This is a genomic window from Pseudomonas kribbensis, from assembly GCF_003352185.1.
In the GTDB taxonomy this organism is placed as follows: Bacteria; Pseudomonadota; Gammaproteobacteria; order Pseudomonadales; family Pseudomonadaceae; genus Aquipseudomonas; species Aquipseudomonas kribbensis.
In genome coordinates this window covers 3,024,444-3,048,431 of the sequence record NZ_CP029608.1, presented here as the reverse complement: position 1 = coordinate 3,048,431, position 23,988 = coordinate 3,024,444, and the positions used below count along the sequence as shown (strand labels likewise).

General features: G+C 58.8%; 18 protein-coding genes. 13 read left to right on the top strand and 5 right to left on the bottom strand.

The genetic code is table 11. The features are described from left to right. The first annotated feature begins 172 nt into the window (after positions 1-172). Positions 173-1,096: a halovibrin HvnA gene (locus DLD99_RS13910; protein WP_114882870.1), complete on the top strand. Its 924-nt coding sequence runs from the start codon at positions 173-175 to the stop codon at positions 1,094-1,096. Between the two features lie 45 nt (positions 1,097-1,141). On the opposite strand, the gene DLD99_RS13905 is transcribed toward DLD99_RS13910, so the two are convergent. From DLD99_RS13905 to DLD99_RS13885, 5 genes are read right to left on the bottom strand one after another with little or no spacing between them, the layout of a single operon-like run. Continuing rightward, positions 1,142-1,519: a response regulator gene (locus DLD99_RS13905; protein WP_007954537.1), complete on the bottom strand. Its 378-nt coding sequence runs from the start codon at positions 1,517-1,519 to the stop codon at positions 1,142-1,144. A 44-nt stretch (positions 1,520-1,563) separates the two neighbouring features. Beyond that, positions 1,564-2,778, bottom strand: coding sequence for a hybrid sensor histidine kinase/response regulator (locus DLD99_RS13900; protein WP_114882868.1), 1,215 nt, complete (start codon positions 2,776-2,778; stop codon positions 1,564-1,566). Further along, on the bottom strand, positions 2,772-3,365 hold the full coding sequence (locus DLD99_RS13895; protein WP_114882866.1) for a chemotaxis protein CheB: 594 nt from the start codon (positions 3,363-3,365) through the stop codon (positions 2,772-2,774). Before DLD99_RS13895 ends, DLD99_RS13900 begins: the two co-directional genes overlap by 7 nt. Beyond that, positions 3,362-4,195, bottom strand: a complete 834-nt coding sequence (locus DLD99_RS13890) for a CheR family methyltransferase (protein ID WP_007954533.1) — start codon at positions 4,193-4,195, stop codon at positions 3,362-3,364. Before DLD99_RS13890 ends, DLD99_RS13895 begins: the two co-directional genes overlap by 4 nt. Further along, positions 4,195-7,680: a response regulator gene (locus DLD99_RS13885; RefSeq protein WP_114882864.1), complete on the bottom strand. Its 3,486-nt coding sequence runs from the start codon at positions 7,678-7,680 to the stop codon at positions 4,195-4,197. Before DLD99_RS13885 ends, DLD99_RS13890 begins: the two co-directional genes overlap by 1 nt. 263 nt (positions 7,681-7,943) lie before the next feature. On the opposite strand from DLD99_RS13885, the gene DLD99_RS13880 reads away from it, so the two are divergent. The 12 genes from DLD99_RS13880 to DLD99_RS13825 all read left to right on the top strand — a co-directional run bounded on the left by DLD99_RS13880 (position 7,944) and on the right by DLD99_RS13825 (position 23,955). After that, complete coding sequence (locus DLD99_RS13880; protein WP_114882862.1) at positions 7,944-8,309, top strand: response regulator; 366 nt, start codon at positions 7,944-7,946, stop codon at positions 8,307-8,309. A 202-nt stretch (positions 8,310-8,511) separates the two neighbouring features. Beyond that, complete coding sequence (locus DLD99_RS13875; protein ID WP_114882860.1) at positions 8,512-12,378, top strand: hypothetical protein; 3,867 nt, start codon at positions 8,512-8,514, stop codon at positions 12,376-12,378. Between the two features lie 79 nt (positions 12,379-12,457). Then, positions 12,458-13,747 (top strand): glycosyltransferase, encoded by a 1,290-nt coding sequence (locus DLD99_RS13870; protein ID WP_114882858.1) that lies wholly within the window; start codon positions 12,458-12,460, stop codon positions 13,745-13,747. 109 nt (positions 13,748-13,856) lie between these two features. Further along, a complete protein-coding gene (locus DLD99_RS13865; protein WP_114882856.1) occupies positions 13,857-14,762 on the top strand; it encodes an AraC family transcriptional regulator in 906 nt (301 codons plus the stop codon). 227 nt (positions 14,763-14,989) lie between these two features. Continuing rightward, positions 14,990-16,300 (top strand): ABC transporter substrate-binding protein, encoded by a 1,311-nt coding sequence (locus tag DLD99_RS13860; RefSeq protein ID WP_114882854.1) that lies wholly within the window; start codon positions 14,990-14,992, stop codon positions 16,298-16,300. A gap of 145 nt (positions 16,301-16,445) precedes the next feature. Further along, positions 16,446-17,372 (top strand): carbohydrate ABC transporter permease, encoded by a 927-nt coding sequence (locus DLD99_RS13855; protein ID WP_085709774.1) that lies wholly within the window; start codon positions 16,446-16,448, stop codon positions 17,370-17,372. Positions 17,373-17,380: 8 nt separating this feature from the next. Further along, the gene (locus DLD99_RS13850) at positions 17,381-18,211 is read left to right on the top strand and encodes a carbohydrate ABC transporter permease (protein ID WP_085709773.1); all 831 of its coding nucleotides are present in this window, start codon (positions 17,381-17,383) and stop codon (positions 18,209-18,211) included. A 23-nt stretch (positions 18,212-18,234) separates the two neighbouring features. Next, positions 18,235-19,338, top strand: a complete 1,104-nt coding sequence (locus DLD99_RS13845) for an ABC transporter ATP-binding protein (RefSeq protein WP_114882852.1) — start codon at positions 18,235-18,237, stop codon at positions 19,336-19,338. A 16-nt stretch (positions 19,339-19,354) separates the two neighbouring features. Further along, positions 19,355-20,827: a mannitol dehydrogenase family protein gene (locus DLD99_RS13840; protein ID WP_114882850.1), complete on the top strand. Its 1,473-nt coding sequence runs from the start codon at positions 19,355-19,357 to the stop codon at positions 20,825-20,827. A gap of 14 nt (positions 20,828-20,841) precedes the next feature. Continuing rightward, positions 20,842-22,338: a xylulokinase gene (gene xylB, locus DLD99_RS13835; RefSeq protein WP_114882848.1), complete on the top strand. Its 1,497-nt coding sequence runs from the start codon at positions 20,842-20,844 to the stop codon at positions 22,336-22,338. Positions 22,339-22,351: 13 nt separating this feature from the next. Continuing rightward, positions 22,352-23,290 carry a carbohydrate kinase family protein gene (locus DLD99_RS13830; RefSeq protein ID WP_114882846.1) on the top strand — a complete coding sequence of 313 codons (939 nt, stop codon included), beginning with the start codon at positions 22,352-22,354 and terminating at the stop codon, positions 23,288-23,290. A gap of 44 nt (positions 23,291-23,334) precedes the next feature. After that, on the top strand, positions 23,335-23,955 hold the full coding sequence (locus DLD99_RS13825) for a transglycosylase SLT domain-containing protein (RefSeq protein WP_114882844.1): 621 nt from the start codon (positions 23,335-23,337) through the stop codon (positions 23,953-23,955). Positions 23,956-23,988: the final 33 nt, after the last annotated feature.

Genomic DNA, 23,988 nt, shown 5'->3' with positions numbered 1-23,988 from the left:
GTTAGCGGCCAACTGCGTAGCATAGGCCGCTATCTGATGCTTGAAACCTGTCAACTTTGACAGCTATTCATCTACGCTTGGTGCTGTTTGAATCGCTCACTGAAAGTGTTTTTTTACTCTCCTTCGAAAGAGAGTTGATCCCATAAAACACCTTATAAAGTGAGAGGCGGACATGAACAGGCACTGTTTACTGGTATTGATGTTGGTACTGTCTTTGGCGGGATGTCAGAGCCATCAACGGGCACAACTACAAGAACCTGAAAGTAGAACGGGAGCCGTCAGCACGGCTTCAAGTACCGCACAAAGCGGCCCTCAAGTCGTGGCGGATCTGACGGCGCGTTATAACGATGTTCGCATCAACTGCGGTACTCCATCGACTCCAGCATTTCTGTGCAGAGGTATTGTTTTGCGCTCGACAGTGCCAGGGCCCGGCTACTCGACGTGGAATCCAAGCCCGCATTCAGTAACGAGCGGAGGGGTTTCTTTTTCCTTTCTCGGTAAGGATTCAAAATTCCAGAAACTGGTGTTCGGCCAGAACAGCGGTTTCATTTTTTATCCGGTGCTTGCCAACCCGGTGGGCAAACTAAAGATTGAAATCCTGTGCGCCTACCCTATTGATGGCTGGACACAGTTACGCGACAAGCCAGGATGTGGTGCACACCCGTACTTCCCGACACAAAGTCGTCGCTGTCAGAGCATGGGCATCAGCACGGCAGAACAATGGATGACGCACTGGCGAGCGGCCCCCTCAAGTCCATCGGCTTATCAATGCAGTTTCGATGTACGTGACAATATGAATAATCTGGGGGCGGATTCTTTTTATCAGTCCATTCGCGCCAGGAGTCTGTTGGGCGCAGCCTGGTTTCCTCAACAAAATGAACTGATTCTGGCTACCTGGCCGCAGAACGTACCGACGCAACTTCCGATTCAGGCGTTCTTCTATGTCGAAAACGGGCTGGCAAATGCTCAACATGATCAGAGGGATTTTTACAGCAAAACCGGCGGCATGGTGGTACCTATCATCAAGATCACATTACCTGCCACCCAAACAGCAAATGCGACCTTCGCTTTCAATCTGGCGGATCAGGTCCGATAGCTCATCCTGTGCCTACAGACGCCGGTATTGTTCAGGCGTCTGTTTTCAGGCCAGCAGCTCCTGAATCTTCTCCTGCAACACGTCCAGGTCGAACGGTTTTTCCAGGATCGGTGCCCGGCGGGTGATCGGGCTGCCGGTCTCGCGGATTTCCTGCGGATAGCCGCTGATGAAGATCACCTTCAGGTCAGGACGCAATTTGACGGCGGGTTCGGCGATCTGCACGCCGGAGATTCCGCCCGGCAAGCGGAAGTCGGTAATCAACATGTCCAGATGCGGCTTGCTCGCCAGAATCTCGAACGCCTGCTCGCCGTTTTCGGCCTGCAATACGCGATAGCCCTGCCCCGACAGATAGTCTGTCAACACCATCAGGATCACCGGTTCGTCCTCGACGACGAGTACTACATCTTGTGCATCTACGCTCATGGGAAGCCTTTGTTCGGTCAATAGCTGCTGATACGACCGTGTGGTCACTCAGAGGTTGCGTTTGTTTCGCCGTTTTCCTGGAGCGGCAGACAAACGCGAAACAGGGCGCCCTCGTTGATCCTGCTTTCGACGACGATGGAGCCGCCGTGGGCGGCGACGATCTGCTCGGAAATGAACAGACCCAGCCCGAGACCGGCGACCACCGTCTTGGCGGAAACCCGTTCGAACTGTTGAAAAATGCGCTTCTGGTTCTCCTCGCTGATGCCGATGCCCTGATCCGCAACTTCGACCCGCGCCTCATTGCCTTCGCGATAAACCCGCACCTGCACCGGGCTCTTGCCGCCATACCGCAAGGCGTTGGTCAGCAGGTTCGACACCACTTGCTCGATGCGGAACTCGTCCCACTGCCCTTCCACCGGTTCCGTCGCGGTAAAGCTGACTTCAGTCTCGGCCGCTTCGATCTGCTGGGCGAAATTCTGCAGCAGGTTGCCCACCAGTTGCGAAAGATCGAACCGGCTCGGTCGGATCGACAGCTTGCCGGTGCGGATCCGCGACACGTCGAGCATGTCCTCGATCAGCCGGATCAGGCTTTTGATCTGGCGCTCGTCGCGGTCGACCATGGCGTGCATCTTGTCGAGGGTGAACGCCGCGGCGTTGTCCCGGGCCAGGTGCATCTTGCGCAGTTGTGTTTCGAGGATAAGGCCGTTGAGCGGCGTGCGCACTTCATGGGCGACGATCGACATGAAATCGTCACGCATGCGTACTGCCTGCTCCAGTTCGCCCTGGGTGCTCTGCAGTTGCTGCAACAGCGCTTCCTGTTCGCGACGGCTCTGCTCCAGCGCTTCGACCTGTTGTTTCATCGCCTTGCTCTGGCGATACAGGTCGACGAAGACGTTGACCTTGCTCTTCACCGCATGGATATCCAGCGGCTTGTGCAGGAAGTCCACCGCGCCACTTTCATAGCCCTTGAACGCGTAGTTCAGTTCACGGCCGGCGGCGCTGACGAAAATGATCGGGATGTTCTTGGTCTTCTCGGTGCCGCGCATCAGTTCGGCCAGTTCGAAACCGTTCATGCCGGGCATCTGCACATCGAGAATGGCCATGGCGAATTCGTGTTGCAGCAACAGCGATAGCGCTTCGTCTGCCGAAAGCGCTTTGTAGACGGTGCGGTCTTCGCGTTTGATCAGCGCTTCGAGAGCCAGCAGGTTCTCGGGCAGATCGTCGACGATCAGCAGTTTTGCCTGGATATTACTCAGCATGCGATTCGTTCCAGCTCGACAAGCAGACGGCCGATGCCGCGAATGGGAAGTATGTGATCCGGTTGATGAGTCTTCAATGCGGCCTCGGGCATGGTCGCTACCAGCGCGTCCTGCGGATCCTGAACGATGGTCAGCCCTCCCTGGCGTTTGACCTGGGCGAGGCCCCTCGCGCCATCGTGATTGGCCCCGGTCAGCAGCACGGCAGCCAGCGCCGGGCCGTAGGCATCGGCAGCGGACTCGAACAGGAAATCGATCGATGGCCGCGAATGGTGCAAACGGTCCTCCAGGCTCAACGACAGGCTGCGATCCTGCTCCACCGACAGGTGATAACCCGGTGTGGCGAAATACACCGTGCCGGGACTGATGTCCTGTTTATCGATGGCCTCGGTCACTGGCAGCGCCACGCGCCGGGCGAACACCTCGGCGAGTTGACTGCGTCGCTCTTCCGGCAGATGCAGCACGATGATGATCGGCAGACCGAAGCCTGCCCGCAGCGAACCGAGCAGGGTCAACAGGGCCTCGACGCCACCGGCGGAAGCTCCGACCACAATCGCCTCGACCCGAGGCAAATCCGCTGCACTGTTCATGATTTGCGGTAGATCCGTTCTTGTTTCACCAAGGGCTCGAACTGGTTGGAATAGCCGGAAAAATCCAACGTTTCCTTGCTGCCCAGTACCAGAAATCCACGGTGGCACAGCGACTCATGGAACAATCCGAACGCTCGATCCTGAAGTTTTTTATTGAAGTAAATCAACACGTTACGACATGAAATTAATTGAGTTTCAGAGAATACGCTATCCGTTGCCAGGCTGTGATCGGCGAAGGTCACGTTCTCGCACAGGCTCTTGTCGAAAATCGCGTAACCATACGCAGCCGTGTAGTAGTCGGCAAACGAGCGCTGACCGCCGGCCTGCTGGTAGTTGGCGGTGTAGGCGCGCACGTTCTCCATCGAAAAGATCCCCTGCTTGGCCTTGTCCAGCGAGCGCGGGTTGATGTCGGTGGCGTAGATGATCGTGCGGTCCAGCAGACCTTCTTCGCGCAGCAGGATCGCCATCGAATAGACCTCCTCACCGGTACTGCATCCGGCGATCCAGATCTTGATCGACGGGTAGGTCTTGAGCAGCGGCACCACTTCCTGACGGATCGCCAGGAAGTGCGACGGATCGCGGAACATCTCGCTGACCGGAATCGTCAGCAGTTGCAGCAGTTGCATGAACGCCGTCGGGTCATGCAGGACCTTTTCCTGCAACGCCGAAATGGTCGCGCATTCGAACTGGCTCAGCGCATGTTGCACCCGGCGCTTGATCGAAGCGCCGGAGTAATCGCGAAAGTCGTAGCTGTACTTGAGATAAATCGCCTCGATCAGCAACCGCAGTTCGATTTCACTGTTTCGTTCAACGTGATTACTACGTTCCACTAAATGCGTTCCATCTTCGGCAACCACACGCGAATCAGCGAGAACAGGCGATCCAAATCGATGGGCTTGGCCAGGTAATCATTGGCGCCCGCCTGCAGGCAGCGCTCCTGATCGTCCTTCATGGCCTTGGCCGTCACCGCGATGATCGGCAGCTTGCGCCAGCGCGGATCCTTGCGGATTTCCATGGTGGCTTCAAAACCATCCATTTCCGGCATCATCACATCCATCAGCACCAGATCGATGTCCTCGACTTCTTTCAGTTTTTCAATCGCTTCACGGCCGTTACGGCCGATCACCACGACTGCACCCTTGGTTTCCAGCGCGCTGGTCAGGGCGAAGATGTTGCGTACATCGTCGTCCACCAGCAGCACTTTGCGGCCTTCGAAGACCTTGTCGCGGCTACGCGCGGTTTTAAGCATCTTCTGCCGTTCATGGGACAACTGCGATTCGACTTTGTGCAGAAAGAGTGTGACCTCGTCCAGCAAGCGTTCTGGCGAGCGTGCGCCCTTGATGATGATCGAGCGCGAATACTTGCGCAGATCGGCCTCTTCATCGCGGGTCAGGTTGCGTCCGGTGTAGACGATGACCGGCGGGAACGAGCAGATGTCTTCGGTGGACATGCGCTTGAGCAGATCGTTGCCGAGCATGTCCGGCAGCTTCAGATCGATGACCATGCAATCGAAGATCGTCGTGCGCAAAAGCTCCAGCGCATCCTGCGCCAGGCCGACAGCGGTGATTTCGATGTCGTCGTCACCGATCAGACGGGCGATGCTTTCCCGTTGCAGATCGTCATCTTCGACCAGCAACACGCGTTTGACCTTCTGGGTCAGCTTGGCTTCAAGGCGCGCGAACACGTCTTTGAGCTCTTCGCGGGTGGTGGGTTTGACCGCGTAACCGATGGCACCCATGTGCATGGCGGCCTCGACGCGATCCTCGACCGATATCACGTGCACCGGGATGTGCCGGGTTTCAGCATGTTCTTTAAGGCGTTGCAGAACGGTCAGGCCCGAGTGATCCGGCAGGCGCATGTCCAGCAGGATCGCATCCGGCACGAACTCTTTCGCCAGGTCGTAACCTTCATCGGCACCGTGGGCAACCAGGCACTGATAGCCCAGTTCGTGGGCCAGGTCGTACAGGATATGGGCGAAGTTCGGCTCGTCTTCCACCACCAGAATGCAGCGGGTGTCGAACGGCGCTTTGTTGCGGTCGTCGTTGAAGCGCGGGATATCCGCGGAGGCCACCGGCGATACCGCCACGACCGGCGCGGCAACCGGTGCGGGCGGAGTAAACGTCAGCGGTGCAATCGCCGTTTCACCCTCTTCGCTGTATTGCTGCGGCAGGACGAGGGTAAACACACTGCCCTGCCCCGGCGCGCTGCTGACGCTGATCGAGCCGCCCAGCAACATCGCCAGATCCCGGGAAATCGACAGCCCCAGACCGGTGCCGCCGTATTTGCGGTTGGTGGTGCCGTCAGCCTGGCGGAAGGCCTCGAAAATGCTTTCCTGCTGGTCCTGCGCAATCCCTATCCCCGAGTCGCGCACGATAAAGGCAATGCGGTCGTCCGGCTGCCCGGCGATGGTCAGGCTGACCGTGCCGTGTTCGGTGAACTTCACGGCGTTGGACAGCAGATTCTTGATCACCTGCTCCAGACGCTGGCGGTCGGTGAACAGGGTAATCGGCGCATCCGGTTGCAATTCGACGCTGAACGTCAGCTTCTTGTCTGCCGCCAGTGGTTCGAACACGCTGCGCAAGCCATCGGCCAGACGCGCCACGCTGGTGTTTTCCGGAACCACTTCGAGTTTGCCGGCTTCGACCTTGGAAATGTCGAGAATGTCGTTGATCAGGTTGAGCAGGTCGTTGCCGGCGGAATAGATTGACTCGGCAAACTTCACCTGCTCGGCGCTGAGGTTTTCCTGCGGGTTTTCCGCCAGCAACTTGGCCAGGATCAGCGAACTGTTCAGCGGCGTGCGCAGTTCGTGGGACATGTTGGCGAGGAACTCGGACTTGTACTTGCTCGAACGCTGCAGCTCTTCGGCGCGCTCTTCCAGTTGCACCTGAGCCTGATTGAGCTCGGTGTTCTTCTGGTCCATGGCGTCGCGTTGCTCGGCCAGGGTCTGGGCCTGTTCGGCCAGTTGCTCGTTGGTCTGTTCCAGCTCGACTTGCTGGGTTTCCAGGTGCGCCTGGGACTCCTTGAGAATCCGCGACTGCTCTTCCAGTTCTTCGTTGGCGGTTTTCAGTTCTTCCTGCTGCACCTGCAACTCTTCGTTGAGCTGTTGGGTTTCGGCCAGGACTTCCTGCAGACGCTGACGATAACGCGCCGCTTCGATGGAGGTGCCGATGTTGCCGGCAATCAGCTCCAGCAGCGCCACATCGCGCTCGGTCAGCGGACGCAGGAAGCCCAGTTCGATCACGCCATTGACCCGGTCGTCATCGCTGGTCGGCACCACCAGCACACTGTGCGGCAGGCCTTCGCCCAGACCGGAGCTGACCTTGAAGTAATCGGCCGGCACCGAATCGAGGCGAATCAGCCGAGCCTGCTGCGCGGCCTGGCCGACGATGCCTTCGTCGCTATAGAGAGATTGTTCCTGTTGTTCCTGCTCGCGAGAGAAACCGTAAGTCGCCACGCGCTTCAGGCCGCCATGCTCTTCGCGCACGTACAACGCCGCGACGGCAGTGCCCAGGTATTGCGCACAAAATTGCAGGATGTTGCGCCCCAACAGATTGAGCGTCAGTTGCCCCAACACCTGCTCGGCCAGTTCGGTCTGGCCTGTGCGCAGCCAGGCTTGCTGCGAGAGACGTTCAGCGCTGGCCAGTTGCGCGGCCAGGTTGGCGCTGTAACTGTTGGAAAGACTGACCAGATCGCGCCGGCCAATGTAGGCCAGCAAACCGCTGATGCCGGCGATGAACAACAGATAGAGGCTGATACTCCAGATCGTGGTCCGGCGCACATCTTCGTTGCGCGTGGTGCGCAATGTCTGCTCGGTGTCGATCACGTCATCGAATTGCTTGCGTATCTCATCGGTCAGGCGCTTGCCGCGCCCGGCCTTGACCGCGGCCTTGTAGTCGCCGCTGGCGCGCTGCAGGTCGATCATCGATTGCGCGTAGGTCGCCCACTCGGTCTGCAACGCCTGCAAGCGGCGCAGGCGATCGGTCTGCACCGGGTTGTCGGCGGTCAGTTCAAGCAAGGTGTTGAGCGCCACGGCGATGCGAGGCTTGGCCGTTTCATAGGGATCGAGGAAGTGCTCGTCGCCGCTGAGCAGGTAGCCGCGCATGCCGGTTTCCAGATCGACCGTGAGCTTTACCGCTTCGTTGGCGTTATTGATCACCCGGTCGGTGTGCTCCACCCACTGGATGACCGACAGCAAATAAGTGATCAGCGACACGAAGAACACGGCACTGATCGCACCGACGCCCAGTGGCAGCGCGATGTTGCGGGTCAGCAGTTTGCGAAACCGTGATTCATCAACCGAAGACGGAGAGGACATGTGGCAGCCTTGTCGAACTGTTGAAAACCAGGGAGTTTGCCCCAAAACGGCGGCATGGATCCATTTTTCTCACAGTCTTAGCACTGTTTTCCCACATTTGCCTGCGCCGGATCGCCAGCCAACGGTTATCCTTGCCCGCCCGTTTGCGCCTATTCTTTTTTGTATCCATCCGGGAACTTGTGGCCATGCGCCACTTACTCATGCAAGAGCCCGGCAATTTTGATCGACCGGCGCCCCGTCCCCCATTCTTGAGAGCCGCCACTATGTCCACCACCACGTCCACCATCCTTGTAGTAGAAGACGACACCATCGTGCGCATGCTGATCGTCGACGTGCTGGAGGAACTGGACTTCAAGGTGCTGGAGGCGGACGGCAGCGAACAGGCCCTGGCAATCATCAAGGATGCCAATCAGCACATTGATCTGATGATGACCGACGTCGGGCTGCCGATCATGGATGGCCGTCAACTGGCCACCGAGGCCCGCAATATCCGCCCTTCACTGCCGATTCTGTTTGCCAGCGGTTATGCCGAGACCATTGAAGTGCCGGCGGACATGCATGTGATTGGCAAACCGTTCTCGATCGATCAACTGCGTGACAAGGTTAAAGCGGTTATCGGGCAATCCTGAAGCCGGAACTTCAAATCCGGAAATAAGCATGGGCAGACTTTCAATCTGCCCAGACCAACTTTGAAACGACCCACAACTTCCCAGCAGCCACAGAAGCCAATTATTCTGAGGCCGGCCCGAAGTTGTCGGTTTATTGAAATATAAACTTTCATACCAACTTCGAGGAGCCTCGCCCTGCCCACAACTCAAGGAAGACTTGCTCATGCAACCTGCACAGAGCGGAAGCCTGCTGGATATCGATAATGTTGCACTTGATTCCGCGCATTTAACTGAACGCCGAATCGCTGATCAGACAGAACAGTCCAATATTGTTTCAACACTTTCCGACATTGCAGCGAAACGCGAAGATGCCGCCCCTGTAGACCTGCACTTCATCACTGTCTCGCGGGTATCGGACAGTGCCTTTGATAACGCTGTGGAGTTTGCCCGCATTGCTTTGGCGAAGATGCTGGAGACCGATGATTTTCTGTTTCTTGCGGAAAAACATGCACTACCCGCTGGTGCGCCAGTGTGCATCGACAAAAACGCCAGGCTCAACGTACAGATCAATGACGCCTGGCTCGATATCACCCATGACGCGGTGATCACTGCCGACCTGCAAGAAGACATCTTTACATTGGGTGAATGTGCGGAGCAAACCGGTGGCCAAGTGTTTTCCTCAAAGGTGTTCGGCCTTGAACAGTGGCTGAACTTCCATCATTACGCACTGCCCGCCACTGTTGCTGAAGTACGTGAATTGATTGCCTGGCTGGCGTTTCAAATGCCGGACAGCCCGGCGACCGGCGATTATCACGAGCTGTTGATGGCGCCTGCGGACTCGGCATTCCACTTGAGCGAGACCGATCGAGCAACGATCAGGCAAATCGCCAGGGACACGACCCGAAACCGCATCAGCCTCCTGCAACATATCGCCACTACGGAATTCGCCTCGCTCCCGGCCGCGACTCGGCGCGAACAGGCGGCCACTTATCTGGACCACTTTCTGCAGACCCCCGAGGCCGGAGCACTGGGCATTCACCTGCATGACCGCCTCGGATGGCATCTGGAGCAAGACGATCACGACATCGCGGCACGACAGATCAAGTGCCTGGTGGCCACCGCACTGATTCTCGATCTGGGATTCGAGGTCGAGCGGCATGCCAACGTCATTGCCGGTTTTCATCTGTATCACCCTGATAACGCCTCGAAAACTGCCCCTCAGGTAGTTGAAGCACTGGAATGGCAACTGACTCGTGAAGCGCAATTGCCACCGGCTTACGCGCCCCTGGCTGCCCATTTGCTGCTGGCCTGCGCCGCGCCACAACTGCTGATTCAGCAGACGCCCGCCGAGTTGACGATCGGCAAGCCTGGCTGGGTGATCGTGTCCCAGGCGGTCGCACTGGTCGAGCTCACGGCGCCAGGGGCATCGCGCCTGATGACCTACGACCGGATCAAGGCGTTTTCCGAACTGGCGCCTGTCAGTCCCGTCCAGCGAACGCTGCAGGAGTTGGCGACCATCACGCCCATTCTCCAGTGGGCGAGGCTCAACGGGGTCTTGCCCGAGGCAAGCGGCCGTGATGATGACGTGCACGCATTTACCACCGCCGCCAGCCGTTTCAGCCAGTACGTGGAAGCGTTGAACAACGTCGAAACCGGCATTGCGATTGTTCCGCCTGATCGACGGCAACTGGCGCTGCAAGAGTTGAAACGCGTCATGCCGGACGGCCGTTACCTTGAACAGCAGGTATTCAGGGCCAACTTCGATGTTGCGCTTGGCGAGCGCAGTGCACTGGAATGGCTGACTCTTTTTTTCCCCTCCAGCCTGGGAAATGTGCAGAACACTTCTGCAGTAGGCAGGCTGCGCGTCTCGATTCTCGACCTTTACATGTCGGATGATCTGGTCGTCAACGGCAAACTCACCGACAAGTTTGTCAGCACCGCAAACTTCAACCCGCCGCAGAATGCTTTTTCTCGACTCGGCGAACTGAAACCGATCGACTCCTTATTTGAAAAAACATTCGACCAATATCATCTGACGCTAAAGAAAATCCAGGCCTCGATTCTCAAAATGGCAGTGTCCAACTTGCCGAAAGCTGACAGGACAATGATCGCCAATGGCTTTATTACGTTATATACCGTCAGGGAATCGGTAAACCCCCTCAACCCGTTTGAAGAAACCCAACGCCAGCGTGATGCAGCCAAGGGTCGCTACGGCCTTATTATCGGATGCCAGCATGAAAAGGCGTTTCGCTGTTATGAGCTGTTTACTCTCAGAGGATTGTGTCGTGAACGCCCGGAACTGGCCGACATGTTGCGGTCCAGCGGCACAATGTTCGAAGACGCTTCGCTGGAGTATGACGGCAAGGACACGGACTTCCAGCCAAAGAAACCTGCACAACAATGGCCGCTCGACGTTGATGCCTACCTGAAGGGCGATGCACCGAAACCTGGAGCATCGTCCCGTGTGGTCGTGGAAAAGCTCTGGCATTTCTTCCTCGCCTCGGATGAGGTCCAGCCAATCCCGCTGTTCTTTTCCCGGGCATACGAGGCCCTGGCCGACGGCGTTCTGGGCAATCACCCGGTAGCGACTCGCGACGAACTCTACTCATCGCTGTACGCACCGACCGAACTGCAAAAAATTCGCGCTAGCAACAATCAGATCAATGAGACCGTTATCAATGTGATCGTGCCCTTCAAGAAATGCATTGAAGACATCCGCTCAGGCGATGCGGAGCGGGTGTCCGAAGGCATTGGCGGCTGCATTCTTGATGGCCTGGCTTTGCTGGGGCTGGTGGTCGGCTTTGGTGCCACGGTCGTGGGCATCGTCGGCAAGACAACGTCGACCACCGCCAAGGCATTGAGCATCGCGAAGGCGGGCGTCCACTTGTCGGTATCGCTCTTCAATCCCCTGGATGGTTTGCCGGCGCTGGCTGTGCAAGGTGGGCGTCTGGCCAAGCGTGGCGTTCTGCTGTTGAGCAAACACGGGCTCAATGTGGTGGAAACCGCCACCGGGCAACTGCGCAAACTGACCGGCAGCGCCCAGTCCTACGATTTGATCAAGGCCGCGCAAAAAACCGATGTATTTCAAGGCATCTGGAAAGCGGCGGACAATCTGGGCGATCCGGTCGACCTGCTGGCGCTTCAGCGCAACAGTGACTGGTATGCGTTGAACATGAGGATCGGCGGTGCCTGGGGACCGAAACTGAAGGGGTTCAAAACGACAGTGGGTGCCCGGTTCAAACGATTGCTCAGCGCAATAAAGCCCTACAGCTATACCCGCGCTTACGTCAAAAAAGCGATGCCACTCGCAAAGTCGAAGCTGGACAACGCCATTGAACTGCTGTCGAGTCAGCCAGATTATGAGGTTCGACAGATACTCAGGCTGGTCTTTGGCAACGATTCGGACGAGGCAGTGAAGTATTTGCTCGGGAATTTTCGTGAAATGCGAAAAGATCTGGACTCGGTGACGCTTGCCAATATGTCTTTCAGGCGGGGATCCGATGCGGTGGCAGGGCTTCGTAGCAACATGTACAAACAATGGAAACAGAGCTTGCTGACTGGCAAGCATTCACAAGAACCGGCGCAGCATTTCATCGTGATCTACAAAGACGGGATGAATGATCTTTACAAAATCTCCAGTTATGACGACACAAGAATCGCAGATGCGCTGATTCATGAAATGTCCCATGGCGCACCGGCAACACTGGATTTTTATTACGGATACTCGCTTCCCCAATACTCAAACAGAGCTCCGATTGATGCCGCCGGTTTGCTCGATTTCGCCAGGAGCGCAAAAAAAGCTCATCCTGAGAACTTGGTCAACCCACACTTCCAGTCTGCTCAACCACCCGCGTTCGCAGAGTTTGCCAACGCGTCGCACCACTCAACGCTAGTCCGAAGTCACCCGGCACTCATCAATGCCGACTCTTATTCATTGGCGATCTCATTGCTTGATCAGCGCCAGAGCAACCCAGGCAGCCTGCTTGACAATCTAAACTTAATGGAATGGGCATTACGGGACTCGCTGGATACCCCACATCAGTTCATTCGCGGGACTTTGCCCATCAATCTTTCGAGTACGGGAGTCTGACGACATCCCACCAAGCCTGACCTGGTGTGTTCTAATGCGCGGCCGATTTTTCTTACACACGCTCCAGGGAATTCCGTTTATGCACCAGCCCGCAACCAAAGTCCTTGTCATTGGTTACGTCTGGCCGGAACCCCGCTCCTCGGCCGCGAGCGGACATGTGATGCAGATTCTCGAGACGTTCCTGCAACAGGGCTGGCAAATAACCTTTGCCAGCCCGGCGGGCGTTGGCGAACATCCGGCCGATCTTGCCGAACTGGGCATTCGCACTGTTCCGATCGAATTGAACAACAGCAGCTTCGATGTCTTCGTCAGCGAGCTGGCACCGGATATCGTGCTGTTCGACCAGTTCATGATCGAAGAACAATTCGGCTGGCGCGTGGAAAAACATTGTCCCAATGCGCTGCGCGTACTGGAAACATCGGATTTGCAGAGTTTGCGGCACGCTCGCCATCAGCGCTTGAAAGATCGGCTGAAGGCCAGCGATGACGCGAATGACTTCCATGAATTGTTCGCGCCTGCGCTGCGTGAAGAGTTCGAACTGATGGCAGACACCGACCTGGCCAAACGCGAGATTGCCGCGCTCTACCGCTGCGATCTGAACCTGATGATTTCACAGGTGGAAATCGAGTTGCTGGTGCAGCAGTTCAAGCTTCCGCCCGAGTTGCTGCACTGGTGCCCGTTGATGGTCAAACCGTCCAGCGCTCCGGCAAAGCCTTTCGAGAAGCGCGCGCATTTCCTCAGTATCGGCAATTTCCGCCACGCACCGAACTGGGACGCGGTTTTATGGATGAAATCGGCCGTCTGGCCGCTGATCCGTGAACAATTGCCGAAAGCACAATTGCACATCTACGGCGCCTACACGCCGCCCAAGGCAGCAGCCTTGCACAATGCCGCGCAGGGTTTTCACATCATGAACTGGGCGGAGGATGCGTTGCAGGTGATGTCCGATGCGCGCATCTGCCTGGCGCCCTTGCGTTTCGGCGCCGGGATCAAGGGCAAACTGATCGACGCCATGCTCTGCGGCACGCCGAGTGTCACCACGCCGATCGGCGCTGAAGGCATGCACACTGACCAACCCTGGCCGGGCGCCATTTGTCGTACGGCGCAGGATCTGGCCAATGCCGCCGTTGAACTCTATCGCGACGAGGTCCGCTGGCAAGCGGCTCAGTCTCAGGGACAAGCACTGCTCAACGACGTTTACCCGCAAGCCATACATGGACCGGCGTTGATCAACAAGTTGCAGGAGTGTCGCCAAAACATTGCTCAACTAAGACGCCAAAACTTTATCGGCAGCATGCTGCGCCACCACTCACACAAAAGTACCCAATACATGGCGCAGTGGATTGAGGCAAAGAACCAGAACAAGTAATCGCTTGATGAAGACCCGACAACGCACGCTTTGAGCCGCAATGGAAACTGGCGCACCCCGCGCACAAAGAGGCATGATCGCCGGGCGATAACAAAAAAAGCGCCCGACCATGACCCGAACCGCCCGCGTGACCGACCCCTCTTATGAATTGATGGATGACCACAACGGGTTGTCCATCATCTATCGCCAGCACGGTTTCCCCTGCCCGCTGGTGCGCTGGCATTTCCACAAGGAATACGAACTGCATTTGATCGTGGCCAGTTCGGGCAAGGTGTTCATCGGCGACTACATCGGCAACTTCTACCCCCAGACACTGTTCCTCACCGGCCCCAACCTGCCGCACAACTGGATCAGCCAGGTGGCCGAAGACGAAGTGGTCGAGAAGCGCGACATGCTGGTCAACTTCACCGATGAACTGTTCGAAAGCGGTCATCAGGTATTCGCCGAACTCAAGACCCTGGCGCCGCTGCTTGAGCGCGCGCAATACGGCATCGAATTCCGCTCTCCGCAGACGATTCGTCAGGCCATGACCCTGATGCAACGCATTGCCGATTCAAGCGGCATCACCCGTCTCGGTCACTTTTTCATCCTGATGGAATTGTTGGCGGCCTGCGACGACTACCAACTGCTGTCCGGCGCAACCACCCCGCAACTGGCCGACGAACACAACATCGACCGCACCAACCGTGCGGTGGATTACATCTTCGCCCACTACGCCCGCGAACTGCCGCTAGAGGAAGTCGCCGAGCATCTGGGCATGAAACCCACCTATTTCAGCCGGGTGTTCAAGCAGGCCACGGGGCGCAATTTCATCGAGTTCGTCAATCGCCTGCGCATCAGCAAATCCTGCGAACTGCTGGCGGACGGTGACAAACCGGTGACCGAGGTGTGCTTCGAGTCGGGCTTCAACAACATTTCCAATTTCAACCGGCGCTTTCAGCAGCTCAAGGGCATGACGCCTTCCCATTATCGGCGGCTGGTGGTGCAGCGCCTGACCGAGCAGAACCACGGCTGACGCCTGAAAACCTGTACGGTTTCATCGACCCTGACCTTCTGAAATCCCCTTACCTGCGTTAATCATTCCAATCCCGAGTGCAAAAAAGTATCGATTCAAGTGCTAGGGATGATTTGTCAGCCCTGCGATTGAAGGCTGTAATCAGTGCACATTCTTCCTGCAGCCGGAAGACACAAAAACAATAACTGTCCTTCTGTCCCCCTCCGGGCGCAGAAAAGGAGTGCACGATGCAACCCACTGCAAAAGCTCTGCTTGCCCTCACCTGCATGACCCTCAGCAGCGTCAGCCTTGGCGCCCAGACTCTGACCATCGCCACCGTCAACAACAGCGACATGATCCGCATGCAAAAGCTCTCGAAAACCTTCGAGACCGAGCACCCGGACATCAAGTTGAACTGGGTCGTGCTGGAAGAAAACGTCCTGCGCCAGCGCCTGACCACCGACATCGCCACCCAGGGTGGTCAGTTCGACGTGTTGACCATCGGCATGTACGAAGCCGCACTCTGGGGCGCCAAGGGCTGGCTGGAGCCGATGAAGGATCTGCCGGCCAGCTACGCCCTCGACGATGTGTTCCCGTCGGTGCGTGAAGGCCTGTCGGTCAAGGGTTCGCTGTACGCCCTGCCGTTCTACGCCGAAAGCTCCATCACCTATTACCGCACCGACCTGTTCAAGGACGCCGGCCTGACCATGCCGGAGCGTCCGACCTGGGAGCAGATCGCCGGCTTCGCCGAAAAGCTCACCAACAAGGACAAGGAACAATACGGCATCTGCCTGCGCGGCAAAGCTGGCTGGGGCGAGAACATGGCGCTGATCACCACCGTGGCCAACGCCTACGGCGCACGCTGGTTCGATGAGCAGTGGAAACCCGAATTCAGCGGCCCGGAATGGAAGAACGCGCTGAACTTCTACGTCGACACCATGAAAAAATCCGGTCCACCGGGTGCCTCCAGCAACGGTTTCAACGAGAACCTCGCGCTGTTCAACAGCGGCAAATGCGCGATCTGGGTCGATGCCAGCGTCGCCGGCTCGTTCGTCACCGACAAGACCCAGAGCAAGGTCGCCGATCACGTCGGCTTCACCTACGCGCCACATCAGGTCACCGATAAAGGCTCGGCGTGGCTGTACTCGTGGGCGCTGGCGATTCCGACCAGCTCCAAGGCCAAGGATGCTGCCAAGGAGTTCAGCGCCTGGGCCACCTCCAAGGAGTACGGCGAACTGGTCGCCAAGACCGACGGCATCGCCAACGTACCGCCGGGCACTCGCGCCTCGACCTACAGCGAGGCTTACATGAGCGCAGCGCCGTTTGCCAAGGTGACGCTTGAATCGCTGAAAGCGGCTGATCCGAGCAAACCGAGCCTCAAGCCCGTGCCTTACATCGGCATTCAACTGGTGACCATTCCCGAGTTCCAGGGCATCGGCACCCAGGTCGGCAAGCTGTTCTCGGCGGCACTGATCGGCCAGACCACGGTCGACCAGGCCCTGGCCGCCGCGCAGCAAACCACCGAACGCGAGATGAAGCGCGCGGGTTATCCGAAGTAATCCTGCGCATTTCCATGTGGGAGCGAGCCTGCTCGCGATAGCGGTAATCCGGTCTCAATAAATGTGGCGGATGGACCACCCTCATCGCGAGCAGGCTCGCTCCCACAGTGGATCGAGTCTGTCTTTTAAAACGGTTGTGATCCTCATGAATACTTCAACTGCCAAAGCCCACATCGACCTGTCGCAACCCCGGCGCAAAAACCGCGTGGCCAATCCCGGCTGGTTTCTGGTCAGCCCTTCGGTGGCCCTGTTGCTGCTGTGGATGATCGTGCCGCTGGGCATGACCGTCTATTTCTCGACGATCCGCTACAACCTGCTCGACCCGGGCATCAACGAATTCGTCGGGCTGGATAACTTCACCTACTTTCTGACCGATTCGGGCTTCCTGCCCGGCGCCACTAACACCTTGTTGCTGGTGGGCAGTGTGTTGCTGATCAGCGTGGTGTTCGGCGTGTTGATCAGTGCGTTGCTGGAAGCCAGCGAGTTCTTCGGTCGCGGCATCGTGCGGGTGATGCTGATTTCGCCGTTTTTCATCATGCCCACAGTCGGTGCACTGATCTGGAAGAACCTGATCTTCCACCCGGTCTCCGGGATCCTCGCCTACCTCTGGAAGCTGTTCGGCGCGCAACCGGTGGACTGGCTGGCGCACTACCCGCTGCTGTCGATCATCATCATCGTGTCGTGGCAATGGCTGCCCTTCGCGATCCTGATCCTGATGACCGCCATGCAGTCCCTCGACCAGGAACAGAAAGAAGCCGCCCGCCTCGACGGCGCCGGCCCTGTCGCGATCTTCTGGCACCTGACCCTGCCGCATCTGGCGCGTCCGATCGCGGTGGTCGTCATGATCGAGACGATCTTCCTGCTGTCGGTGTTCGCCGAAATCTTCACCACCACCAACGGTGGCCCCGGCTATGCGTCGACCAACCTCGCGTACCTGATCTACAACCAGGCGCTGGTGCAGTTCGACGTCGGCATGGCCTCGGCCGGCGGCCTGATCGCCGTGGTCATCGCCAACATCGCCGCGATCATTCTGGTGCGGATGATTGGCAAAAACCTGACTGACAAAGCCTGAGGCCTGCCATGACTCTTCAACAATCCCGCCGGCTGCAAAGCCTGCTGCTCGGCACGCTGGCCTGGGCCATCGCGATCATCATTTTCTTCCCGATCTTCTGGATGGTGCTGACCAGTTTCAAGACTGAAATCGACGCCTTCGCCACGCCACCGCAGCTGTTCTTCACGCCGACGCTGGAGAACTACCTGCACATCAACGAGCGCAGCGACTACTTCAGTTTCGCCTGGAACTCGGTAGTGATTTCCTTCAGCGCCACCGCCCTGTGCCTGCTGATCGCGGTGCCGGCGGCCTACTCGATGGCGTTCTACGAAACCCAGCGCACCAAAGGCACGCTGCTGTGGATGCTCTCCACCAAAATGCTGCCACCGGTGGGCGTGCTGATGCCGATCTACCTGCTGGCCAAGAGTTTCGGCCTGCTGGACACGCGCATCGCGCTGATCGTGATCTACACGCTGATCAACCTGCCGATCGTGGTCTGGATGGTTTACACCTACTTCAAGGACATCCCCAAAGACATCCTCGAAGCCGCCCGCCTCGACGGCGCCACCCTGGCTCAGGAAATGCTCCGCGTGTTGCTGCCGATCGCCAAGGGCGGCCTCGCCTCGACGGTGCTGCTGTCGCTGATCCTATGCTGGAACGAGGCGTTCTGGTCGCTGAACCTGACCTCGTCCAAAGCCGCGCCGCTGACCGCGTTGATCGCCTCCTACTCAAGCCCCGAAGGCTTGTTCTGGGCCAAGTTGTCGGCCGTGTCGACCCTGGCCTGCGCGCCAATCCTGATCTTCGGCTGGATCAGCCAGAAACAACTGGTGCGCGGCCTGTCGTTCGGCGCCGTCAAATAAGAATTCGCAAAAGGAGCGCCACCATGGCCAACCTGAAAATCAAGAATCTGCAAAAAGGCTTCGAAGGCTTTTCCATCATCAAGGGCATCGACCTTGAGGTGAACGACAAGGAATTCGTGGTGTTCGTCGGCCCGTCGGGCTGCGGCAAATCCACCTTGCTGCGACTGATCGCCGGCCTTGAAGAAGTCAGCGGCGGCACCATCGAACTGGACGGACGCGACATCACTGAAGTCAGCCCGGCCAAGCGTGACCTGGCGATGGTGTTCCAGACCTACGCCCTGTATCCGCACATGACCGTGAAAAAGAACATGTCGTTCGCCCTCGACCTGGCCGGCGTACCGAAGGCGGAAGTCGAGAAAAAAGTCGGCGAAGCGGCGCGGATTCTCGAACTGGGCCCGATGCTGGAACGCAAGCCGAAACAACTGTCCGGCGGCCAGCGTCAGCGCGTGGCCATCGGCCGGGCGATCGTGCGCAACCCGAAAATCTTCCTGTTCGACGAACCGCTGTCCAACCTCGACGCCGCCCTGCGGGTGCAGATGCGCCTGGAACTGCTGCGCCTGCACAAGGACCTGAAAGCGACCATGATCTATGTGACCCACGATCAGGTCGAGGCCATGACCATGGCCGACAAGGTCGTGGTACTCAATGGCGGCAAGATCGAGCAGGTCGGCTCGCCGCTGGAGCTGTATCACAACCCCGCCAACCTGTTTGTCGCCGGCTTCCTCGGCACGCCGAAAATGGGCTTCCTCAAGGGTAAGATCGCGCGGATCGACGGCCAGAGCTGCGAAGTCTCGCTGGACGCCGGCACCCGCATCACTCTGCCGTTCAATGCGTCGAACCTGAGCGTCGGCAGCGCCGTGACCCTGGGCATTCGCCCGGAACATCTGGAACTGGCGCAACCGGGCGACTGCACCCTGCAAGTCACCGCCGACGTCAGCGAACGGCTGGGCAGCGACACCTTCTGCCACGTCAAGACCAACGCCGGCGAAGCCCTGACCATGCGCGTGCGCGGTGATCTGGCGAGCCGTTACGGCGAACAACTGAACCTGCACCTGGACGCCGCCCACTGCCATCTGTTCGATGCCGACGGCGTGGCGCTGACCCGCCCGCTGCGCGCCGCCGCCTGATTTCGAGACTGACCCGATGAAACTGAACCAGCAAAACCTCAACCGCCTCGCCGTCGAGGTGAAACTGCCGTCCTACAGCCTTAGCGACACCCGCCAGGGCCTCGCCCACATCGGCGTCGGCGGCTTCCACCGCGCGCATCAGGCGTATTACACCGATGCGCTGATGAACACCGGCGAAGCGCTGGACTGGGCGATCTGCGGTGTCGGTCTGCGCGCTGAAGACCGCCGCGCCCGGGACGATCTCAAGGAACAGGACTATTTGTTCACCCTGTTCGAACTCGGCGACAGCGACGACACCGAAGTCCGCGTCATCGGCGCGATCCGCGACATGCTGCTGGCCAGCGACAGCGCCCAGGTGCTGATCGACAAACTCGCCGATCCGCAGATCCGCATCGTCTCGCTGACCATCACCGAGGGCGGCTATTGCATCGATGACAGCAACGGCGAGTTCATGGCGCACCTGCCGCAGATTCAGCATGATCTGACCTACCCGCAGCAGCCGCAAACCGTGTTCGGCTTCCTTTGTGCAGCGCTGGCCAGGCGACGCAAGGCGGGCATTCCGGCGTTCACCGTGATGTCCTGCGATAACCTGCCGCACAACGGCGCCGTCACCCGCAAGGCACTGCTGGCCTTTACCGCGCTGTTGGATCCTGACTTGCGCGACTGGATCGACGCCAACGTCAGCTTCCCCAACGCCATGGTCGACCGCATCACGCCGATGACCAGCACCGCGCATCGCCTGCAACTGGCGGACAAACACGCCGTCGACGATGCCTGGCCGGTGGTCTGCGAACCGTTTGTGCAATGGGTGCTGGAAGACAAATTCGTCAACGGCCGCCCGGCCTGGGAAAAGGTCGGCGTGCAATTCACCGACGATGTTTCGCCCTACGAAGAGATGAAGATCAAACTGCTCAACGGCAGCCATCTGGCCCTGACCTATCTGGGCTTTCTGAAGGGTTACCGCTTCGTCCACGACACAATGAATGACCCACTGTTCGTGCGCTACATGCGCGCCTACATGGACCTGGACGTGACCCCGCAACTGGCGCCGGTGCCGGGCATCGACCTGACCGAGTACAAGAACACGCTGGTGGCGCGGTTCTCCAATCAGGCGATTGCCGATCAGCTGGAGCGGGTTTGCTCAGATGGGTCGTCGAAGTTTCCCAAGTTCACCATTCCGACGATCAATCGGTTGATTGCCGATGGGCGCGAGACTAAACGAGCGGCGCTGGTTGTGGCGGCGTGGGCGCTTTATCTGAAGGGCGTGGATGAGAATGGCGACACTTATTCGATTCCGGATCCTCGGGCGGCGTTTTGTCAGGCGTTGGTGGCGGAGGATGCCTTGATCACTGAGCGGTTGTTGGGGGTTGAGGAGATTTTCGGGGGGGCGATACCGCGTTCGAAGGAGTTTGTCGCAGCGTTTGAGTGGTGCCTGAACAGCTTGCGAGAAGAAGGCGTGACGCGGACGCTGGAAAGCATTCTGTCCTGACGGGTGAAGCACTCATGACAACCCGACAACTCTTCCTCGGCATCGACTGCGGCACCCAAGGCACCAAAGCCATCATCCTCGACGCCACCAGCGGTCAGGTGTTGGGCCAGGGCGCCGCCGCCCACACGATGATCAGCGGCGCCAACGGCCGCCGTGAGCAGGACACTCATCAGTGGCTGGAAGCCTTCGCCCTCGTCACCCGCCGCGCCTTGCTGGCGGCAAATGTCGACGGTCAGGCGATCCTCGGCATCGGTGTTTCCGGCCAGCAACACGGTCTGGTGCTGCTCGACGAGCAAGGCCAGGTCCTGCGCCCGGCCAAGCTCTGGTGTGACACCGAAACCACCGCAGAAAACGACCGCCTGCTGACTTACCTGGGCGGCGAAAAAGGCTCGCTGGAGCGCCTCGGTGTGGTGATTGCGCCGGGCTACACCGTGTCCAAACTGTTGTGGACCAAGGAACAGCACCCCGCCGTTTTTTCACGAATCGCAAAAATCCTGCTGCCCCACGACTACCTGAATTTCTGGCTCACCGGCCGTAGCTGCAGCGAATACGGCGACGCATCCGGCACCGGTTATTTCAACGTGCGCACCCGCCAATGGGATTTGCAGTTGCTGCGCGACATCGACGCCAGCGGCCGTCTGCAAGCAGCGCTGCCGGAGCTGATCGACGCTCATCAAGCGGTGGGCACGATCCTGCCGGCGATTGCCGAACACCTCGGTCTCAACCCCAACGCACTGGTGTCCAGCGGTGGCGGCGACAACATGATGGGCGCCATCGGCACCGGCAATATTCAGCCGGGCGCGATCACCATGAGTCTCGGCTCCTCCGGTACGGTGTACGCCTACGCTGAAGCGCCAAAGGTCAGTCCGGACGCTTCGGTCGCCACGTTCTGCTCGTCCAGCGGCGGCTGGTTGCCGTTGATCTGCACCATGAACCTGACCAACGCCACCGGGGCGATTCGCGAATTGTTCGACCTCGATCTCGACGCTTTCAATGCCTTGGTTGCCCAGGCACCGATCGGAGCCGAGGGCGTGAGCATGCTGCCGTTTCTCAACGGCGAACGCGTGCCTCCCCTGCCCCATGCCACCGGCAGCCTGCATGGCCTGACGATCGATAACCTGACCCGGGCCAATCTGTGCCGCGCCGCCGTCGAGGGCACCACCTTCGGCCTGCGTTTCGGACTGGATCTGTTGCGCCAGAATGGTTTACAAAGCCGCAGCATTTGCCTGATCGGCGGCGGCTCGAAAAGTGCGGTGTGGCGGCAGATCGTCGCCGACATCATGAACACCCCGGTGATCTGCACCGAGCAAAGCGAAGCCGCCGCCCTCGGCGCGGCGATTCAGGCCGCGTGGTGCAAGTCCTGGTCGAATGGCCACGAAGACACTCTGGCCGATCTGTGCCAGCGTTGCGTGAAGCTCGACCTGAACAGTGAAACCCTGCCGGTTGCCGCGAATGTCGCAACCTTTCAGCAGGCCTATGAACGCTATCGACTGCATGTCGCAACCTTATAAAGAGCAAACAACTATGTACCTGGTGTGTGGCGAAGCGCTGTTCGATTTTTTCAGCGAAGACGATGCCGGCGGGCAGGCGTCGAAAGTCAATTTCAAGGCGATTGCCGGTGGCTCGCCGTTCAACGTGGCGGTAGGTTTGCGCCGACTGGGCGTGGACTCGGCGCTGTTCGCCGGGTTGTCCACCGACTACCTCGGCCGTCGTTTGCAGCAAGTTCTGAAAGATGAAGGCGTACGCCCGGATTATCTGGTGGACTTCGCCGCGCCGACCACGCTGGCCATGGTCGCAGTGGGTGCCAATGGCTCGCCGCATTACAGCTTCCGTGGCGAAGGCTGCGCTGACCGCCAGTTGAGCCTGGCGCACCTGCCGACGCTGGGTCCGGACGTGCGTGGTCTGCACTTCGGCTCGTTCTCGCTGGTGGTGCAACCGGTGGCCGATACCTTGCTTGCGCTGATTAAGCGGGAAAGCGGCAAACGCCTGATCAGCCTCGACCCGAACGTGCGCCTCAATCCCGAACCGAACATCGACCGGTGGCGCGAGCGGATCGCCACGCTGGTGGAGCTGGCGGACCTGATCAAGGTCAGCGACGAGGACTTGAGCCTGTTGTATCCCGAGCAGGATCCGCAACGCGTCATCGAAGGCTGGCTGCAGCATCGCTGCCAGGTGGTGTTCCTGACCCGTGGCGGTGAAGGCGCGACCGTGTTCAGCCGTGCTCACGGCTCATGGTCGGTGCCGGCCTCTGCAGTGAAGATCGCCGATACCGTCGGCGCGGGCGATACCTTCCAGGCTGCGTTGATCACCTGGCTGACCGAGCATGAACTGGATTCGGTGGAGGGTGTGCAGCATCTGCAACGCGAGCAGATCGACGCCATGCTCAGGTTTGCCGTACAGGCCGCCGCCCTGACATGCAGCAAGACAGGTCCGGATTTGCCTTATCGCCACCAGTTGACCTGACCGCGTAGACTGGCGCCCTTTTTTGCACGACGGGATGACGGCTTTTGAATTCGGGGCGCACGGTTGGACTTTTGGTATTGGCGGCATTGCTGACCGGTTGCGGAACATCGCCGCCGCGTTCGCCGGAAAACCTCTGCGAGATTTTCCGGGAGAAAAGTGATTGGTACGACGCCGCGCAAGTCACGCAAAAGCGTTGGGGCGTGCCAATCCAGGTGCCGTTCGCGATCATGTATCAGGAGTCCAGCTACCGCTACGACGCCAAGACACCGCGCAAATACCTGTTGTGGGTGATCCCGTGGGGCCGCGTCACGACCGCAGCGGGTTACGCGCAGGCCAAGGATGAAGTCTGGGCCGATTACCAGAAAAGCACCGGCCGCCACGGTGCCGACCGCGAAGACTTCGATGACGCCATCGACTTTGTCGGCTGGTACATGGATAAGACCACGTCGATCAACGGCGTGTACAAATACGATGCCTACAACCAGTACCTCAACTACCACGAAGGCTGGGGCGGTTTCCGGCAGAAGACTTATGCCAGCAAGGCTTGGTTGCCGCCGGTGGCGCGCAAGGTGCAGAACCGCTCGGACATGTACGGCCAGCAATATGCGGCGTGCAAGGATGATTTGAATCGCGGGTTCTGGAGCCGGTTCTGGCATTGGCTATAGCGGAGACGGCAAAGACGCCTTCGCGAGCAGGCT

What these genes read in the sequence shown, in the direction of transcription:
- DLD99_RS13900 (WP_114882868.1), bottom strand. Translation starts at nt 2,778, where the DNA reads ATGCTGAGTAATATCCAGGCAAAACTGCTGATCGTCGACGATCTGCCC.
- DLD99_RS13870 (WP_114882858.1), top strand. Translation starts at nt 12,458, where the DNA reads ATGCACCAGCCCGCAACCAAAGTCCTTGTCATTGGTTACGTCTGGCCG.
- DLD99_RS13855 (WP_085709774.1), top strand. Translation starts at nt 16,446, where the DNA reads ATGAATACTTCAACTGCCAAAGCCCACATCGACCTGTCGCAACCCCGG.
- DLD99_RS13845 (WP_114882852.1), top strand. Translation starts at nt 18,235, where the DNA reads ATGGCCAACCTGAAAATCAAGAATCTGCAAAAAGGCTTCGAAGGCTTT.
- DLD99_RS13840 (WP_114882850.1), top strand. Translation starts at nt 19,355, where the DNA reads ATGAAACTGAACCAGCAAAACCTCAACCGCCTCGCCGTCGAGGTGAAA.
- DLD99_RS13865 (WP_114882856.1), top strand. Translation starts at nt 13,857, where the DNA reads ATGACCCGAACCGCCCGCGTGACCGACCCCTCTTATGAATTGATGGAT.
- DLD99_RS13830 (WP_114882846.1), top strand. Translation starts at nt 22,352, where the DNA reads ATGTACCTGGTGTGTGGCGAAGCGCTGTTCGATTTTTTCAGCGAAGAC.
- DLD99_RS13910 (WP_114882870.1), top strand. Translation starts at nt 173, where the DNA reads ATGAACAGGCACTGTTTACTGGTATTGATGTTGGTACTGTCTTTGGCG.
- DLD99_RS13880 (WP_114882862.1), top strand. Translation starts at nt 7,944, where the DNA reads ATGTCCACCACCACGTCCACCATCCTTGTAGTAGAAGACGACACCATC.
- DLD99_RS13875 (WP_114882860.1), top strand. Translation starts at nt 8,512, where the DNA reads ATGCAACCTGCACAGAGCGGAAGCCTGCTGGATATCGATAATGTTGCA.
- DLD99_RS13895 (WP_114882866.1), bottom strand. Translation starts at nt 3,365, where the DNA reads ATGAACAGTGCAGCGGATTTGCCTCGGGTCGAGGCGATTGTGGTCGGA.
- DLD99_RS13905 (WP_007954537.1), bottom strand. Translation starts at nt 1,519, where the DNA reads ATGAGCGTAGATGCACAAGATGTAGTACTCGTCGTCGAGGACGAACCG.
- xylB (WP_114882848.1), top strand. Translation starts at nt 20,842, where the DNA reads ATGACAACCCGACAACTCTTCCTCGGCATCGACTGCGGCACCCAAGGC.
- DLD99_RS13850 (WP_085709773.1), top strand. Translation starts at nt 17,381, where the DNA reads ATGACTCTTCAACAATCCCGCCGGCTGCAAAGCCTGCTGCTCGGCACG.
- DLD99_RS13885 (WP_114882864.1), bottom strand. Translation starts at nt 7,680, where the DNA reads ATGTCCTCTCCGTCTTCGGTTGATGAATCACGGTTTCGCAAACTGCTG.
- DLD99_RS13860 (WP_114882854.1), top strand. Translation starts at nt 14,990, where the DNA reads ATGCAACCCACTGCAAAAGCTCTGCTTGCCCTCACCTGCATGACCCTC.